This window comes from Pseudobacillus sp. FSL P4-0506 (genome assembly GCF_038003025.1).
Lineage (GTDB): Bacteria > Bacillota > Bacilli > Bacillales > Domibacillaceae > Pseudobacillus.
Window position 1 is genome coordinate 2,167,717 of sequence record NZ_JBBOOI010000001.1, and the last position, 16,039, is coordinate 2,183,755.

Below are 16,039 nucleotides of genomic sequence, written 5' to 3' on the forward strand. Positions count from 1 at the left end.
CGAAAAAGTTGAGGAGGATACAAAGTGAAGAGTTTGCAAGAAAAGATTGTAAGAGAAGGCAGAGTACTTTCAGATCAAGTATTAAAGGTGGATTCCTTTTTAAATCATCAAATTGACCCTAAGTTAATGAAGGAGATTGGTGAAGAGTTTGTTCGTCGCTTTTCTGGTGAAAAGATCACAAAGATTTTGACGATCGAATCAAGCGGGATTGCGCCAAGTGTCATGGCTGGTCTTGTGCTCGATGTACCAGTTGTTTTTGCGAGAAAGCGTAAATCCCTTACATTAACACAGGACCTCTATACAGCAGACGTCTATTCCTTTACAAAGCAAGAAACAAATCCGATTGCTGTCTCAAAGTCCTTTATAACGAATGAGGATCATCTATTAATTATTGATGATTTTCTTGCTAATGGACAAGCCGCTTTAGGCTTATTAGAAATCGCTGAACAAGCCGGCGCTACTGTTGCAGGCATTGGCATAGTCATTGAAAAAGCTTTCCAAGACGGCGGCAACCTGCTCCGTGAAAAGAATGTAAGGGTGGAGTCCCTTGCCAGAGTACAGTCGCTTGAAAATGGCAAAGTGACCTTTGCAGAAGGAGCACTCGTATGAAACCTTCCGTTTTAAAATCAGCTTCATTAGGCTTTCAGCATGTGTTAGCAATGTATGCCGGCGCTGTGATTATCCCGTTGATTGTCGGAAATTCGATGGGGATGACAGCTGAACAACTCACATATTTAGTTTCTATTGATATTTTCATGTGTGGAGTGGCGACTTTCCTACAAGTATGGAAAGGCCGCTTTGTGGGAATTGGTTTGCCGGTCGTTTTAGGATGTACATTTACAGCTGTCGGTCCGATGGTAGAGATTGGTGAGAAACACGGGCTTTCAGCGATTTACGGAGCAGTATTAGCGTCAGGGATATTTGTCTTGTTAATCTCTTCTTTTTTTAGCCGTCTCGTCCGCTTTTTTCCGCCGGTCGTCACAGGATCAGTGGTAACCATTATTGGACTTACACTTATTCCAGTGGCAATGAACAATATGGCGGGTGGACAGGGAAGCAAGGATTTTGGCTCTGCATCTAATATTATTCTAGCATTTGCTACTTTATTTATTATTATTGCTTTATTCCGCTTTTTTAAAGGCTTTGTCCGTTCTATTGCAGTGCTTATTGGGTTGCTTGCGGGCACAGTGATCGCTGCTTTTATGGGAAAGGTAGATTTTTCACCTGTAAAAGATGCGGCGGTTGTTCATATGGTGCATCCATTTTACTTCGAATGGCCAACCTTCGAATGGGCATCGGTTATTACGATGATTCTTGTGGCAGTGGTGAGCATGGTAGAATCAACAGGTGTTTACTTTGCCGTTTCTGATATTTGCGACAAGGAAATATCAGAAAAAGATATAGCAAAAGGGTATCGTGCAGAAGGTCTTGCTTATACACTCGGCGCTATTTTTAATGCTTTTCCTTACACAGCATTTTCACAAAACGTCGGTCTCATGCAGTTATCCGGTGTGAAATCTAAAACGATTATTTATTATACAGCTGGTTTCTTAGTTATTCTTGGCTTGGTGCCAAAAATTGGTGCCTTTACAACGATTATTCCTTCCGCTGTTTTAGGGGGAGCGATGGTAGCCATGTTTGGGATGGTTGTTGCCCAAGGAGTTAAAATGCTGAGCCGGGCAGATATGTCTTCTCAGGAAAACTTATTAATCATTGCTTGCTCAGTCGGTATGGGGCTTGGAGTAACGGTGGTGCCGGGATTATTTGCCGGCCTGCCATCCAGTGTCCAAATTTTAACGAGCAATGGTATCGTTGCCGGCAGTCTGACTGCCATTTTCTTGAATATCTTATTTAACGAACTTGGCAGCAAGAACAAAAAGGTTGTTAAACTGGCAGAATCGAAAGTTTCATAATATCGTGTACATTCAGCAAGATTCTTTTTCATCACCAAGGGTTTAAAACATCGTAACGCCCCTTCCATTACTTTTTAGTAAAGTAATGGAAGGGGCGTTTTTCAACTGATCAAGCAGCGGTGTATAGAATGCAGAAAGGTAGATTCGTAAGAATTTCGAATGTCATGGGTGATCAAGGAATAAGAATTTCAAAATCAGTTATATATCAGGACTGAAAAAGTATCGACATGGTGGCGGATGGGATAGAGTAACTGCTGCTTACAGTGAGAATAATAAGAAACAACAGTTGATTGTCTCTGATGTCAGGCCATAACGATCACTCAATAGAACGAGCCTTTTCAGCACGCTGTTACACGAAACAGCCATAAGCTTGTCATGGTCGGATAAGCATAAGTGAAAGAGTGAATGAATGTAACAAAGAGAATGCTACAGAGATTTCTACTTGAGTACCTTAATGGGTACTCATTTTTTGTCTTTTTGTTTTTGGATCTGTTAAAGATAAATGTTGTTTTTCCACCGTTGATCGCAAAGGAAGGCGGTGGCTCCAGCTGCAAAAGAGCTTCCTGGCGAGACCTCGCAGGAGTGCATACAACGAGGAGACTCACGGACCGCCTGCGGAAAGAGTCCGCCTGCAGTTAAAATCAACATTCAAGTATAACAGAGCCAGAGCCTTGTTTTTAAATCATGATTAGTGAATATTTATTGAACATAATGCCGACAACTATGACCTAAGGAGGGATTATGTTTGTTGCTTATTGAAGTAATAGCGGGCATAATTTTAATCGTTGCATTTCTTCATTTTCACATAACAAAAAGAAAAAATACTTATCAAACAGCCCTGATTGCCCATCAAATGGATATGAGTAAACAGATCAAACAAACGCTGGCAATGGGTCTTTATTTAAGATTTAAAAAAGAACATAAAGATCAGCCTGAAAACTATTCAGCTGCTTTCATTAGGGAAGATCCGTTAGCTTTTGAGTTATTTGTGGCGGAGGCAATCGAAAAAACAAGAGGGGGCACGACCTGGGTATCTCCCCCAAACGGAGATTTTGGGGTTGACTTTGAACACACGATCAAGGAAGGATTATTTTTAGGGCAAGTTAAATGTTGCAAGGAGGATATAGGGTATGAAGCCATTGCCATACTCCATTCCAACATGATCAAGCAAGGAGCCAAAGGGGGATATGTAATCAATATCGGTTCTTTTACCAAGGCCGCCAAAGAATACGCGGATGGGATAAGTATTGAGCTGATTGACGGAATGAAGCTCGTAGAAATGTGGTTGGAAAGTACTGAGCAAGAAGTAAAAGCGGTTATCCCAACGTACGTATAGTCAGCCCTTTTAATCATTGCAGGTGATGAGAGTATTGGTCAAATAATAGGATCTAGCGCCAGCTTTTTTTCAATAAAGGTCCGTGTGGATGTTATATGATTAATTGGAACGGGGGTTGTGAAAGTCCTTCCGTCATGCACTCGCATGACCTTGTATGAGGGAATGCAAGGATGTCATTCAACTTCTGAGAAAGCGAAGCGACTAAAGGGCAAATTCACACTAGAAGGCTCGCTGAATGAGAAGCAATTTCTCTGATTTCATGCACTTTGATTAGCGAAATAGAAATCGATAGAGAGTATACAAAATTAAAAAAACAGAAAAAAATAAAAATATAATTGAAAATCATTATCGGCCATGCTAAGATGTAATTGAAGATGAAAATTATTCTCAACTTGTGAAAAAATATTAATCAAAAGGACGGTGCTTTTCATGGTTTGGATGTTTGTAACGGCGACAGTTGTGATATATGGAGGCGTAATGAAATATGTAGTCGGCCACGTCGGCAAACCACAAGCACCGCACAATTGATTATAAATTAAATAATAAACTAGAAGAAGGCTATCGAGGCCTTCTTTTTTTCGTATAGGAAAGTTGACGAAAATCGTTTACAATAAAAGAAACTTGCAAATAGCTGAGAAACTTAATATAAGGAGATTTAACAGAATGTCAGTAGCAACTATCCAGCAATCAATGCCCCAAGTGATTTCTAAAACCGTCGGTCTTTTTGAGATTTTTCAACAGGCCGGGGATGAGGAGCGGGCCGGAAAAGCCAAATTATTTTTAAAAAAACTGCATGACGAAGAATTTATCGTGGCTTTTTGCGGCCACTTTTCAGCAGGTAAGTCAACGATGATTAATGAGTTGACTGGTGAGAACTTGCTGCCGTCAAGCCCTATCCCGACAAGCGCTAACCTCGTGAAAATTCACCATGCTCCCGAGGACTTTGCCAAAGTTTATTATAAGGAAAAGCAGCCGTTGCTTTTTAAGGCGCCGTACAACTTTGATAGAGTGAAAGAATTTTGCAAAAATGGAGAGGAAGTAGAAGCGATTGAAATCGGTCATAGCGGATCTAATCTGCCGGCTGAAGTCACTGTAATGGATACGCCAGGTGTTGACTCTACCGATGATGCCCATCGCATTTCAACAGAATCAGCCCTTCACCTCGCAGACATGGTGTTCTACGTAATGGATTACAATCATGTGCAGTCAGAACTGAACTTTATTTATACGAAAGAGCTGCTTGCACATGGGGTTAAGCTTTACCTGATCATTAATCAGATTGATAAGCACCGGGAAGAAGAGCTCTCGTTCGAAGAGTTTAAGCAATCCGTATACACATCCTTTGCTGCTTGGGGAGTAAAACCGGAGAAATTTTTCTTTACGAGTTTAAGAGAACGTTCCCTGCCGGGCAATGACTTTCAGGAAGTGAAGGATCTGATTCAAGAAAGCATGGCTGACAGGGAAAAGCTTGCCCTCCGATCAGCTGAAACAATGATGAATCGTCTTGTCAGCGAACATCTTGCCTGGCTGAAAGAAGCGCAGGCTGAAAAAAAGGAGCAGCTCTTAAATGTGCTTGGTGATCAGTGGGACGAAACAGAGATCGTTGAGAAAGAGCAGCAGGCCAAAGAGCAGCTTGATAGTCGTGATGCTAAAGCACTTGTTCGCCAATGGGAAGAAGAGCGGGAGAAAGTACTGCAAAACGCATATTTAATGCCTGCTTCTACACGCGAGTTAGCCAGAGAGTTTTTAGAAGCCGTACAGCCTGGTTTTAAAGTGGGAATGCTGTTCAGCAAAAAGAAAACGGAAGAAGAACGCCAACGAAGACTGGAACGCTTTCTCTCCGATCTCAAGGAGAAAGCAGAAACGCAGCTTGAATGGCATTTGCGCCAGCAATTAGGCAGTTGGCTTAAATCAAGTGGGCTCAATGATGATGAATTGCAGCTTGAAGCAGAGGAGCTGGCTGTATCAGTGGACGAACAGCTCATTTCTAATACGGTCAAACCGGGGGCAAGAGCTACTGGTGATTATGTTCTTACGTATACAGACGATCTTGCCAGCCAGTTGAAAAAAAATGCACGTAGCTTAACCGAGGAAATAAAAGAAAAAGCAGCGGCTCGTATGGAAACGCGTTTTGCAGCGGAGAGGCAGGAGTTGCAAGCCAGATGGTCTACTTGGCATGAGAAGCTTGAAGCCATCCAGCAGTTAGCCAGCTTAGAAGCAGCAGTGGATAATAGACAGAAGGCGATTCGTCGCCTGTTAGCAGAGGAGCCATTAAGCCTACCTGCACAATATGAAGCGTTCGTTCATCAATGGGCTGAGCAGCAGAATAAAGTAACTGTTTTTAATGAAGATTTAGCAGTTGAGCTTACTGCGGCTCCTGCTGAAAAGAAACCAGAGATAAAAGAAAATGTTTCAGCGCCTGTTGAAAAACCGGCGGCTACTGTAGGAAAGACAGCTGAACGATTGAAGAAAATGAGCGGCCAGCTTGCTGGTATACCTGGATTCCAACGTTTTATCGATGGACTCAAACAAAAAGCTGACCGTCTAGAGCAACGAAAATATACGATTGCGTTATTCGGTGCGTTCAGTGCCGGTAAATCTTCATTTGCTAATGCCATGCTCGGTGAAAAAGTATTGCCGGTTTCACCAAATCCAACAACAGCGGCTGTTAACCGTATCCACCCGCCGGATGAGAAAAATCGGCATCGTACAGCTGCTGTTCATTTAAAAACAGAAAAGCAGATGTTGATTGATTTACAGCAATCACTACAATTTTTCAATCAGTCCGTACAGTCGCTTGATGACGCATATAAAGCTATCCCAGGGGTGTTACAAAATAATGGGGGAGAAGGTCGGGAAAACATTCACTTATCTTTCTTGAATGCTTTCTATGAAGGATATAAAGAATACAAAGACCACCTTGGTCAAACGCTTTCTGTAGACCTTCCTGCTTTCCAGGGATTTGTCGCTAATGAAAAGCAAAGCTGCTTCGTCGAGTCTATTGACTTATACTATGATTGTGAGTTTACGCGCCAAGGAGTTACCCTTGTCGATACCCCAGGGGCTGATTCTATCAATGCCCGCCATACAGGGGTAGCCTTTGAGTATATTAAAAACTCAGATGCCATTTTGTTTGTAACGTATTATAACCATGCTTTCTCAAAAGCTGACAGAGAATTTCTTATTCAGCTTGGGCGTGTAAAAGACGCCTTTGAGCTTGATAAAATGTTCTTTATTGTAAATGCCATCGACTTAGCGAGCAGCGATGAAGAAGTAGAGGATGTCATCAATTATGTGAAAGAGCAGCTGCTTCAATATGGCATTCGTTTTCCTCGCATCCACGGTGTGTCCAGTCTGCAGGCGATCCAGGAAATTGAACGGGGAGAACTTGATCATCCTTATTCGAATTTGCGCCCGTTCAAACAAGAGTTCCAGCAATTTCTGGAAGGTGACTTGGCAGAAATGGCGATCCAGTCTGCAGAAGCCGAATGGAATCGTGGATTGGAACAGCTTCGTCAGTTAATCGCAACAGCTAAAGAAAACCGTGAAAACCGGGAGCAGAAAAAAGAAGAGCTCGAAAGCCAGTTGAATGAAATTAGCAGCTATATAAAAAATGAAACAGCTCAAGTCATTAAAAAGCGTATGATACAGGAAATGGACGAACTCGTGTTTTATTTAAAACAGCGTGTCTTCTATCGCTTCTCTGATTTCTTTAAAGAGTCGTTTAATCCGGCATCCCTAAATGGCAGCCGTCCGATTAAATCGGCGCTAAGCGAGGCGATGAAAGAGCTGCTCGAGGCTGTTGGCTATGATTTAGCCCAGGAGATGCGGGCAACCAGCCTGCGTTCTGAAAAGCAGGCTCACAAGCTGCTCGCAGAGAAGTATGAAGCGCTGAAGCTGCATTGCCAATCAATCCAGCCGCAACTACAATTTTCAGCGATGGAGTGGCCGTCAAAGGAAACACCTGAATTTCCTGCTGCTTTTCAGGAAATGGCGCCTGAAGCATTTGGCGATGCTTTGTCTCTATTCAAAAATGCGAAGTCTTTCTTTGAGAAAAATGAAAAGCAGCTGATGCAGGAAGCTCTTCATAACCGTTTGTCAGAGCTTGCTGATAGCTATTTGGCAGCAGAAAAAGAAAAATTAAGCAAATGGGCGCTGGAAGAAGCGGTGGAAGGTATGGATATCATGAAGGAAACAGCAGCTTCTGATGTTGAAGAGCAATTCACTGCTTGGCTGCAAGTATTGAATGCAGCTGAAAATATTGAGGAATGGGAGCATATACTCGTTGAACTTGAGCGACCGTAAAAAAGCGATTGTTAACCATTTTCATGCTTGTGCTACTTGCCGTCACTTTCAGCCAGTGAAAGCAGAAAAAGGCATGCGGTATTATTGTGCTCGGCTGCAGTATGAAACAAAACCCCGTTATCAATTTAATTGCTGGGATCCGAAAGACCAGGTTGTTAAGTTATTGAACAGGAAACTCGACGAGATTAGTAACTCTAATGATGAGTAAAAAGGAGAGGAGAACGTGAAGTATATTCGCTCGATTGACTGGCTAGCAGAGCACTTAAATGATTCGAATATTTGTATTGTGGACTGTCGTTTTCATTTGGCAGATCCTGCTGCTGGTGAAAAAGAATACAATGAAGCACATATTCCCGGTGCCTTTTATGCTCATCTTGATCGACAGTTATCAGGGAAGAAAGGAGCGCATGGCGGACGCCATCCGCTTCCTGATCTGCATGAGTTTCAAAAGATAGCAGAATCTTACGGAATCACAAATGAAACAACCATCATTGCCTATGATAATGGCGATGCCATGTTTGCTGGACGATTTTGGTGGCTGATGTCTTATATCGGCCATCAGCATGTATATATTCTTGATGGTGGTTTTTCGGAATGGAAAAAGCAAGGTCTCCCTATGACGAGTGAAATACCTGTCTCTAAAAGCGGACGTTTATCAATCAGTCTGCAACATGACTGGGCTGTCTCAATCGAAGATGTGAAAAGAGCGGCGCTTGAAAAAGAAGGAGCTGTTTTGATTGATTCGCGGGCACCAGAACGTTATGCGGGGAAAGTAGAGCCGCTTGACCGTGTGCCAGGGCATATCCCTACTGCTGTAAATTACTTCTTTTTAGAAGGCCTTGACGGTTCATGCTGGAAAAGTCCAGAAGAACAAAAAGAACGATTTAAACAATTAGACCCAAATGAACCGGTTATTGTTTATTGCGGATCAGGTGTATCGGCTACTCCAAATATTATTGCATTGAAGCAAGCGGGCTTCCGCGATGTCCGTCTCTATCCCGGAAGCTATAGCGATTGGTCGTCTTATGAGGATTTACCGGTAGAAAAGGAAAAGCAATAAATATAACAGCCGTTCTGTTGCTCACAACAGAGCGGTTTTTGTTTGTTTTTTTCAATGGACAAGCGACTTATGATAAAATAAGAGAGAGGTGACAAAATGAATAAACAAGAACATTTGCTGCTCATAGATGGCATGGCTTTGCTGTTTCGCGCTTTTTTTGCAACAGCGGTAAGCGGCCAATTTATGGTGAATTCCAAGGGGATGCCAACAAATGGTGTTCAGGGATTTATGAAGCACGTACTTACAGCGATTGAATATATGAGACCAACCCATGCAGCTGTATGCTGGGATATGGGGAGCCAAACATTTAGAAATGAATTGTTTTCTGATTATAAGTCGAATCGGCAGGCACCTCCTGTTGAACTCCAGCCGCAATTTGACTTAGCCAAAGAAGTAGCAGCCTCTTTTTTGCTACCTAATATTGGCGTAAGGGGTTACGAGGCTGATGATTGCATCGGCACAATTGCCAAACGAGAGCACAAAGAACGGCGGGTGACAATTTTAAGCGGAGACAAAGATCTTTTGCAACTGCTTGACCACAATATTGAAGTAACGCTCTTGCAAAAAGGCTTTGGAAATTATTTAACGTATACAGCTGAGAGTTTTGCAGATCAATTTGCCATTACTCCAAAGCAATTTATTGATGTGAAGGCGCTAATGGGTGATCCGAGTGATGGATATCCAGGTGTTAAGGGAATCGGCGAAAAAACAGCCTTTAAGCTTGTACGGGAGTTTGGCACCATTGAGGGGATTCTTTCAAATATTGAACAGCTCACTCCTTCACAACAGAAGAAGATAACAGAGGGAGTGGACATGCTCCAACTGTCGCGGCAGCTGGCGGAAATTGATTGCCATGTCCCGCTAGTTTGGGATATTAAAGAAGCAGACTGGACAGGAATTGAAAGAGGGGCAGAGGTCGCAGTGGAAGAACTAGAATTAAAAGTGGTACGCCGCCATGTGGCACAAATGAAAGCTGCAGCTGCCTATGCAGAGACAGCTGATCCGTTTGCATAACATTCAAGGTGGGAACTTAAGTGGAGAAAGAACAGACGCTGGCAGATTATTTGCTCAAGCTGGAGGAAAAAGGATTTCGCTTTTCTGACGAGGTGATTGCTTTTATTTATTTTGGCAAGAGGTCCACCAATGCTTCAGACCTATTGGTCATAGCAGGCATAGAGCTTACATTAAAAGTACAGAAGGAATTTGACGGCAGCTTTTTTCTATCCTTATTAGAATGGTTTAAGGAAAAAGGAATAGCAGATCGGCAGACAGCTCTGAGTTTTGCCTATTCTAATGGGTTGCTATCATAAAAAACGTCCGGGTTCTCCGGACGTTTTTTATGATTTATTGGCAGCAGACCTTAAGCTAAGTAATTTTTGGACAGGGATCTCTGCGAGCAGCATGCCAATGAAAATAAAGGCACACCCAGTTAACCCCGCTGCAGTGAGCCGTTCATCAATCCAGAAAAAGGCGGTTAAGGCGCCAAACACTGGCTCTATTGCCAGGAGGAGAACGACCCTTGTCGGTGTTGTATGTTTCTGAGCTGCACTCTGAACAAAAAATGCAAGAGCTGTCGCTAGAAAAGCAGTAATGAGCAGCGCACTCCAAACAGAAGAGTTAAGCAAATTAGCAGCGGTTAAAGCAGATTGCCAGTCTTCCAGTATAAATCCGCCTAAAAGACACAAAACAGCAACCGTGGTAATTTGTACAGCTGTTAAGGACAATGCAGAAGAAAGCTGAGTGTATATGTCGGTGAAGATGATATGAAAGGCAAACCCAAAGGCGCAGATTAACACAAAAAAGTCACCGATGTTCCAGCCGTCGGCTCCGCCAGCTGTTAGCAAATAAAGACCGCCCGCAGCGGTAACAGAACCAATTGCCGCCCCTGGTGCAGGCTTCTTTTTCAAAAGAATAAGAGAAAGAAGCGGCACGAGCACAACGCTTAAGCCGGTAATAAAGCCTGTTTTAGAAACTGTTGTATATAAAAGGCCGATCGTTTGAAAAGCATAGCCGATGGCTAGACAAATACCGAGTATAATGCCGTGCTTCCATGTTTTTATCGTAAGTCCGGCCATCTTCTTCCGAAGAAAGATTATCAGGAAAAGCAGGAGAGCAGCGCATAAAAAGCGAATACCGTTGAATAATAAAGGCGGTAACAGATCGATCGCTTGTTGAACAATGACGAAAGTCACTCCCCAAATGAGGGCCACAAACAATAAGGAAAGTTCAGCCGCCCATCTCATGACTTTTCGACACCTTTATTTTGTCTGACTGCCTCACGGGCAAGGCCATCCGCGCGATTTTCTTTGCTAGGGATCCACTTGACGAAGAAGAGCGGAAACTCTTTTGATAGTGAAAGGATTTCTTGCAGCAGCGGTTGATAGAGTTTTTTATGTATATGTTCTTTTTCAATTGCCTGAACGACTGTCTGAGAATCGCTGCGCAAAGAAATGGTCGCTGCTTGTCTTTCTTTTAATAGCTTTAATGCTTGAATGACGGCCAGAAACTCCGCTTCATGTGTATCTCTTATACCAAGAGGGAATGAATAGCGGTCAACACGACTGCCCTCTTTAATGAAAACACCCGCTCCCGCCCAGCCGGGAGAACCAGTGCTGGCTCCATCTGTATACACTTCGAACAATCGAATTCCCCCCTTGTTTAGCTTCATACCAATAAATTTTACGGAAAAAACAAACAATTTGCAATAAGAAAAGCGAAGCCGCCTGTCCTGGGGCGACAAGCATAAGGCGAAATGGTGGAGTGGCGTGGTTCAGCCACATAACCAGGTCGACTTATGACCTCGAGCCCAAGGAGGGACGTTCCACTAGTTCCTGGTTTCCGCTCATAAAAAATATGACTGACAAATGGAGCTTCGTTCAGCCATCGATTCGTGATTATTTAGGAAAACGTTTAGCGATATAGCCAAATGGGGTATCCAATAACGCTATAATCCATTTTAAAGCACAGGTTGAAAGGAAAATCTGTACCCAAACATCTAGTGGGAAAGCACCGAGAAAGGCGATGCTCGTAAAAACAAGAGTATCCAGCAGCTGGCTGATCATCGTGCTGCCGTTGTTACGAATCCAAAATTGTGAATCTGTCGGAAACTTTTTCTTTAAATAAGAAAAGATATATACATCGGCAAATTGGCTCACTAAATAGGCGGCAAGACTTCCAACAGCAATGCGGGGCAATAAACTAAACAACTGGCTCATAGGCTCCTGAGCAAAATCTGATGGTCCTGGCTTAAAAAGAAGAACCATTTGCATGATCATTGTCATCATGACTAGCGTAAAAAAGCCGAGCCACACTGCTTTTTTTGCATCTTCTTTCCCATAGCGTTCATTGAGCAAATCCGTGGCCAGAAAGGCGGTCCCATACATCGTGTTGCCAAGGGTAGCGGTTAAGCCGAACACTTCAATAGTCTTCACTACTTGAAGATTAGCCAGTATGGTGGCGACACCAACCCATGTAAACAATCCTGTACGCCCAAATAGTCGATACATGGCTAAAAATATAGTAAAGTTAATGATAATAAATATAAAGCCAAACCATTCATTGAACATACAAAACCTCCTGTGATATGAAAGAAATAGCGGAAAAATGTCTGTCTTTATTCTTGTGTTTGAGCATAACGTACATTATACAAAAACATGAAAATTGGTCAAGAAGAAAGCGGGGATCAATATGAAAATGAAAATTAAGTGGCAATATGAATTTAAAGGCAGGAAAACAGAATTTGAATCAGAGTGGCTAAGCAAAGACCTGGTGCTGCCCATTGTTGAAGATTTAAATAAAACAGGGAGAATGAAAAATGCTACAGTTACTGATGAGCTCTTAAATGAATGGACAGTGAAGGAATTCACTAAACTAAACAAGCAGCTTGATGAGGCACCAGGTGAAGTAGAAGTGTATTTTGACGGCGGTTTTGACAGAGAAAACCAAATAGCCGGCATTGGGATTGCTGTTTACTATAAAAAGAATGGAGAAGATTGGCGCTGTCGGATAAATGAAAAGCTTCTCCAATTGGAGTCCAATAACGAAGCGGAATATGCAGCCCTTTATAAGGCCATTGAACTGCTTGAAGAAATCGGCGTCAAACAAGTACCGGTTACAATTACAGGAGATTCTCATGTAGTCTTGAAACAGCTGTCAGGGGAATGGCCTTGCTTTGATGAAACATTAAATAAATGGCTTGATCGGATTGAACAAAAGATGCAATCGCTTCATTTGTCACCGCTTTACAAACCGGTAGACAGAAGGCAAAATAAAGAAGCGGACAAACTGGCGAACCAAGCACTGCAGGGAAATTTCGTCAGCAGCCATTCCGTGATTTCTTAAGCAAAAGCTGTATAGAAAGGTGTGACTTACTTGGAAAGAAAACAGCTTATGGCAGAGGTAGAGGAGATTCTACAAACATATTGCGATGGATGCCTGCTCAAGGTGACATTTCGAAAGGAAAAGGGGAAAGCATATGCCCATAAGTTTTGTATCACTAAATGCACAGTAGGGGAACAGCTGAGAAAATGTGGAGAACAGCTGCTTAAATAAAAATAAAAAGCCGGCAAATCTTGCCGGCTTTATGAGTTCAATTATAGTTTTACAACGTTAGCTGCTTGAGGTCCACGGTTTCCTTCTACGATTTCAAAAGAAACTTCTTGACCTTCTTCTAAGGATTTGTATCCGTCGCCTTCGATTGCAGTGAAGTGAACGAATACATCGTCTCCGCCTTCTACTTCGATAAATCCAAAGCCTTTTTCATTGTTAAACCATTTTACTTTACCGTTTTGCATATTAATGAATCCTCCTAAATCTTCGAAACACATCTTATCTATATGTGCCCAAATCAAAATATTCATTACAAACAGAAAAAACTGTTTATAATACGTATAATATACCGGAAAAAGTAAAATTAGTCAAGGAAGGGAAAGGGGAAAAAGTCAAAAAATTTCATTGTTCCCTATGAATAGGAAAAGCCCGGTGGCTTGTGCTCAAATCGCTCTTATAGTAAACTTAAAGGGATGAGTATATTCAGGAGGGTCCCGATGCCGACACCAAGCATGGAAGATTACATAGAACAAATTTTTATACTTATAGATAAAAAAGGATACGCCCGTGTGTCTGATATTGCGGAAGCATTATCTGTCCATCCCTCATCTGTAACAAAAATGGTCCAAAAACTGGACAAGGATGAGTACTTAGTATACGAGAGATACCGTGGGCTGGTTTTAACTGCTAAAGGAAAGAAAATTGGCAAACGCCTTGTAGAAAGACATGATTTGCTTGAGGAGTTTTTGCGGATCATCGGCGTGAAAGAAGAACACATTTATGAAGATGTAGAAGGTATTGAACATCATTTAAGCTGGAATTCTATTGACCGCATTGCTGATCTGGTGGATTATTTTAATGAAGATCCGGAAAGAGTTGACATGCTTCACTCTCTGCAAAAAAAACCGTTAGAATAAAAAATTGTCCCGCAAAAGTTTCAGCTGATTGCCGGGACAATTTTTTAATGGTTCTTACTGCCTATATACAAACTGATGCTTTTCATCTATTATTAAAAAACTAATGAGCCTTCAAACCTACATAGAAGCATAAAAAGGCGAAAATGAAAATAATAAAGATAAAAAGCAGAGTGAGTTGAGAGTGAAATGCAGGGGGAACCAAATTTTTATTCTTTAATGAAGAAGATGGATCAGACGTTAACGCTGGAAATAAAAAAAGAGTTTCCAGGAGCTCGTTGTGTAGGAGGGAAGTATTCGCCCGCTACCCATTCGATTACCCTCTTTAAACAAGACATTGCCATTCAATGCGAAAGGCTTCTTGGATCACTGGAGCAGTTGAAGGAATATGAATGGATTATTTTTGCCCATGAGCTTGGGCATGCATTAGACCAGGAGCTGCCTTCCTTAAGTGCCCGACTGGAAGAAACGAAAAGCGTCGAAGTTTTGGCTCAAATTGAGTTAAATGCCTGGAGGATTGCTGAAGAGCTTATTCCTTTCGTTAATCCCCAATTGTTTACCCGCATCAAAGAAGAGTCGTTGCGTTATTTCTCAAGAAGTCCGCTGATCAGTTCATAAAGTGATCCTTCACGTTCGAATGAAAAGGAAGCCGCCCCTGACCTCAGGAGCGGTTTCATTTATATTGCCGAAAGCTATTCTATTCCCTTACAATGAAAGAAAGCAGGAGGGATGAAAATGGCGGATGTATCGTGGCAAAAAGAAGCGAAAAACCAATGGAATGCGAGAGCAGGCGGGTGGCAAGCTAAAAGTGCCGACATGTGGGAAAATGGCAGCCGTAAAGGAGTCTGTCCTTTCTTTGCCAATTACGTCCCGAAAAACAGCCTGGTGGCCGATCTAGGCTGTGGAGATGGCTATGGCAGTCAAAAGCTGAACCAAGCAGGATACGAAGTAGTTGGAATCGATTTGTCCAATAAAATGGTGGAATTTGCACAAAAATTTGAGACAGAGCGGCTAACTTTTAAGCAAGGTGATTTAGCCAATCTACCTTTTCAAAACGATGAACTCGATGCTGTAATGGCCATTAATTCTTTGGAGTGGACTGAGAATCCCTATCATGTGTTAAAAGAAATTAAACGAGTGCTGAAGCCTTCTGGGAAATTTTGTGCAGCGATATTAGGCCCAACAGCCGGTCCGCGGGAAAACAGCTATAATCGTTTGAGCGGCCAGCCAGTTATTATGAATACAATGATGCCTTGGGAATTTGTCAAGCTCGCACGAGAAAACGGCTTTCAGCCTATAGCAGAAGAATATGTTTATAAAGGCGGCATGACAGAAGCGGCGGTACAGTCTTTTTCCGCTGAATTGAAACAGTCATTGACCTTTTTTACATTATTTATGATGGAGAAAGAATAGGATGTTTGTTTGAACAACAATAAAGAAGGTGTTGATTTGTTTGATCCGACTGCTTTTGATAACATCAAATTCATGATACAAGCCGAAATATATGACCGGGATCTGGCCGGCCTTTTTCACATTCATAACCGTACGGATAAGATGGATCTTGCCAATCTTAGTCGAGAAGCAGCGATCACATTTTCGCTCAAAGAAAACGAGCAACTCAAGGTGTCACTGACCGTTGAAGCAAATCTTGAAAAGTTGGCGGGCGAACTGTTGCCTCTTCCCGGTGCTATTCCGGGCGTGTCGCTGCATATTTTATACAGCGGGACAGAGCAAGATTTGACATCGGCGGATATGAGCCTTTTAGAAAAAATATGGGGAAAAGAGAGGCGTTATGAATGGAGAAGAATCGAGTCTGATCAAACAGAGACCATGTGTGAGTGGCACGTTTACTTTGAACGAATGATCACGGAAGAGATGATGACAGAGTTTGGTGAGTTAATCAGCTTTATCGCTGATTCGCTGCAAATGATAACAAAAGGCAGTGAATGATTTGCAAATGGGG

At 42.3% G+C, this 16,039-nt stretch carries 18 protein-coding genes; 14 read left to right on the top strand and 4 right to left on the bottom strand.

Annotated features, from left to right (window positions below; all coding sequences use genetic code 11):
* The first annotated feature begins 24 nt into the window (after positions 1 to 24).
* From MKZ02_RS10725 to MKZ02_RS10760, 8 genes are all read left to right on the top strand, one after another.
* The gene (locus MKZ02_RS10725; RefSeq protein ID WP_120032493.1) at positions 25 to 609 is read left to right on the top strand and encodes a xanthine phosphoribosyltransferase; all 585 of its coding nucleotides are present in this window, start codon (positions 25 to 27) and stop codon (positions 607 to 609) included.
* Entirely contained in the window at positions 606 to 1,913 is a 1,308-nt protein-coding gene (locus MKZ02_RS10730; protein WP_120032491.1) for a nucleobase:cation symporter-2 family protein, read from the top strand. Before MKZ02_RS10725 ends, MKZ02_RS10730 begins: the two co-directional genes overlap by 4 nt.
* Before the next feature lie 745 nt (positions 1,914 to 2,658).
* Complete coding sequence (locus MKZ02_RS10735) at positions 2,659 to 3,249, top strand: restriction endonuclease (protein ID WP_340853510.1); 591 nt, start codon at positions 2,659 to 2,661, stop codon at positions 3,247 to 3,249.
* 663 nt (positions 3,250 to 3,912) lie between these two features.
* On the top strand, positions 3,913 to 7,554 hold the full coding sequence (locus MKZ02_RS10740; RefSeq protein ID WP_340853511.1) for a dynamin family protein: 3,642 nt from the start codon (positions 3,913 to 3,915) through the stop codon (positions 7,552 to 7,554).
* Positions 7,535 to 7,762, top strand: a complete 228-nt coding sequence (locus MKZ02_RS10745) for a hypothetical protein (RefSeq protein ID WP_340853512.1) — start codon at positions 7,535 to 7,537, stop codon at positions 7,760 to 7,762. Before MKZ02_RS10740 ends, MKZ02_RS10745 begins: the two co-directional genes overlap by 20 nt.
* A gap of 15 nt (positions 7,763 to 7,777) precedes the next feature.
* On the top strand, positions 7,778 to 8,614 hold the full coding sequence (locus MKZ02_RS10750) for a sulfurtransferase (protein ID WP_340853513.1): 837 nt from the start codon (positions 7,778 to 7,780) through the stop codon (positions 8,612 to 8,614).
* A 96-nt stretch (positions 8,615 to 8,710) separates the two neighbouring features.
* A complete protein-coding gene (locus MKZ02_RS10755) occupies positions 8,711 to 9,628 on the top strand; it encodes a 5'-3' exonuclease (RefSeq protein WP_340853514.1) in 918 nt (305 codons plus the stop codon).
* A 20-nt stretch (positions 9,629 to 9,648) separates the two neighbouring features.
* The gene (locus MKZ02_RS10760; RefSeq protein WP_340853515.1) at positions 9,649 to 9,924 is read left to right on the top strand and encodes a DUF6123 family protein; all 276 of its coding nucleotides are present in this window, start codon (positions 9,649 to 9,651) and stop codon (positions 9,922 to 9,924) included.
* A gap of 27 nt (positions 9,925 to 9,951) precedes the next feature.
* On the opposite strand, the gene MKZ02_RS10765 is transcribed toward MKZ02_RS10760, so the two are convergent.
* The 3 genes from MKZ02_RS10765 to MKZ02_RS10775 all read right to left on the bottom strand — a co-directional run bounded on the left by MKZ02_RS10765 (position 9,952) and on the right by MKZ02_RS10775 (position 12,180).
* On the bottom strand, positions 9,952 to 10,857 hold the full coding sequence (locus MKZ02_RS10765; RefSeq protein ID WP_340853516.1) for a DMT family transporter: 906 nt from the start codon (positions 10,855 to 10,857) through the stop codon (positions 9,952 to 9,954).
* Complete coding sequence (locus tag MKZ02_RS10770) at positions 10,854 to 11,246, bottom strand: reverse transcriptase-like protein (protein WP_340856380.1); 393 nt, start codon at positions 11,244 to 11,246, stop codon at positions 10,854 to 10,856. The genes MKZ02_RS10765 and MKZ02_RS10770 overlap by 4 nt, the downstream gene beginning before the upstream one ends.
* Positions 11,247 to 11,508: 262 nt before the next feature.
* Positions 11,509 to 12,180: a queuosine precursor transporter gene (locus tag MKZ02_RS10775; RefSeq protein WP_120032476.1), complete on the bottom strand. Its 672-nt coding sequence runs from the start codon at positions 12,178 to 12,180 to the stop codon at positions 11,509 to 11,511.
* 121 nt (positions 12,181 to 12,301) lie between these two features.
* On the opposite strand from MKZ02_RS10775, the gene MKZ02_RS10780 reads away from it, so the two are divergent.
* Both MKZ02_RS10780 and MKZ02_RS10785 read left to right on the top strand, forming a co-directional pair.
* On the top strand, positions 12,302 to 12,955 hold the full coding sequence (locus tag MKZ02_RS10780) for a reverse transcriptase-like protein (RefSeq protein ID WP_340853517.1): 654 nt from the start codon (positions 12,302 to 12,304) through the stop codon (positions 12,953 to 12,955).
* A 21-nt stretch (positions 12,956 to 12,976) separates the two neighbouring features.
* Positions 12,977 to 13,165, top strand: coding sequence for a zinc-finger domain-containing protein (locus MKZ02_RS10785; RefSeq protein WP_406909049.1), 189 nt, complete (start codon positions 12,977 to 12,979; stop codon positions 13,163 to 13,165).
* Positions 13,166 to 13,206: 41 nt separating this feature from the next.
* Here MKZ02_RS10785 and cspD read toward each other — a convergent pair whose 3' ends face one another.
* A complete protein-coding gene (cspD, locus tag MKZ02_RS10790) occupies positions 13,207 to 13,407 on the bottom strand; it encodes a cold-shock protein CspD (protein WP_041096853.1) in 201 nt (66 codons plus the stop codon).
* A 252-nt stretch (positions 13,408 to 13,659) separates the two neighbouring features.
* Here cspD and mntR point away from each other — a divergent pair, with 252 nt between their 5' ends.
* The 4 genes from mntR to MKZ02_RS10810 all read left to right on the top strand — a co-directional run bounded on the left by mntR (position 13,660) and on the right by MKZ02_RS10810 (position 16,026).
* Positions 13,660 to 14,079 carry a transcriptional regulator MntR gene (gene mntR, locus MKZ02_RS10795; RefSeq protein ID WP_340853519.1) on the top strand — a complete coding sequence of 140 codons (420 nt, stop codon included), beginning with the start codon at positions 13,660 to 13,662 and terminating at the stop codon, positions 14,077 to 14,079.
* A 186-nt stretch (positions 14,080 to 14,265) separates the two neighbouring features.
* On the top strand, positions 14,266 to 14,694 hold the full coding sequence (locus MKZ02_RS10800) for a hypothetical protein (protein ID WP_182916969.1): 429 nt from the start codon (positions 14,266 to 14,268) through the stop codon (positions 14,692 to 14,694).
* A gap of 117 nt (positions 14,695 to 14,811) precedes the next feature.
* Positions 14,812 to 15,489 (top strand): class I SAM-dependent methyltransferase, encoded by a 678-nt coding sequence (locus tag MKZ02_RS10805; protein ID WP_340853520.1) that lies wholly within the window; start codon positions 14,812 to 14,814, stop codon positions 15,487 to 15,489.
* Between the two features lie 9 nt (positions 15,490 to 15,498).
* Positions 15,499 to 16,026 carry a hypothetical protein gene (locus tag MKZ02_RS10810; RefSeq protein WP_340853521.1) on the top strand — a complete coding sequence of 176 codons (528 nt, stop codon included), beginning with the start codon at positions 15,499 to 15,501 and terminating at the stop codon, positions 16,024 to 16,026.
* Positions 16,027 to 16,039 lie beyond the last annotated feature (13 nt).

Coding starts and splice junctions, on each gene's coding strand:
- MKZ02_RS10730 (WP_120032491.1), top strand. CDS start 606: ATGAAACCTTCCGTTTTAAAATCAGCTTCATTAGGCTTTCAGCATGTG.
- MKZ02_RS10740 (WP_340853511.1), top strand. CDS start 3,913: ATGTCAGTAGCAACTATCCAGCAATCAATGCCCCAAGTGATTTCTAAA.
- MKZ02_RS10755 (WP_340853514.1), top strand. CDS start 8,711: ATGAATAAACAAGAACATTTGCTGCTCATAGATGGCATGGCTTTGCTG.
- MKZ02_RS10765 (WP_340853516.1), bottom strand. CDS start 10,857: ATGAGATGGGCGGCTGAACTTTCCTTATTGTTTGTGGCCCTCATTTGG.
- MKZ02_RS10775 (WP_120032476.1), bottom strand. CDS start 12,180: ATGTTCAATGAATGGTTTGGCTTTATATTTATTATCATTAACTTTACT.
- MKZ02_RS10780 (WP_340853517.1), top strand. CDS start 12,302: ATGAAAATGAAAATTAAGTGGCAATATGAATTTAAAGGCAGGAAAACA.
- cspD (WP_041096853.1), bottom strand. CDS start 13,407: ATGCAAAACGGTAAAGTAAAATGGTTTAACAATGAAAAAGGCTTTGGA.
- mntR (WP_340853519.1), top strand. CDS start 13,660: ATGCCGACACCAAGCATGGAAGATTACATAGAACAAATTTTTATACTT.
- MKZ02_RS10800 (WP_182916969.1), top strand. CDS start 14,266: ATGCAGGGGGAACCAAATTTTTATTCTTTAATGAAGAAGATGGATCAG.
- MKZ02_RS10805 (WP_340853520.1), top strand. CDS start 14,812: ATGGCGGATGTATCGTGGCAAAAAGAAGCGAAAAACCAATGGAATGCG.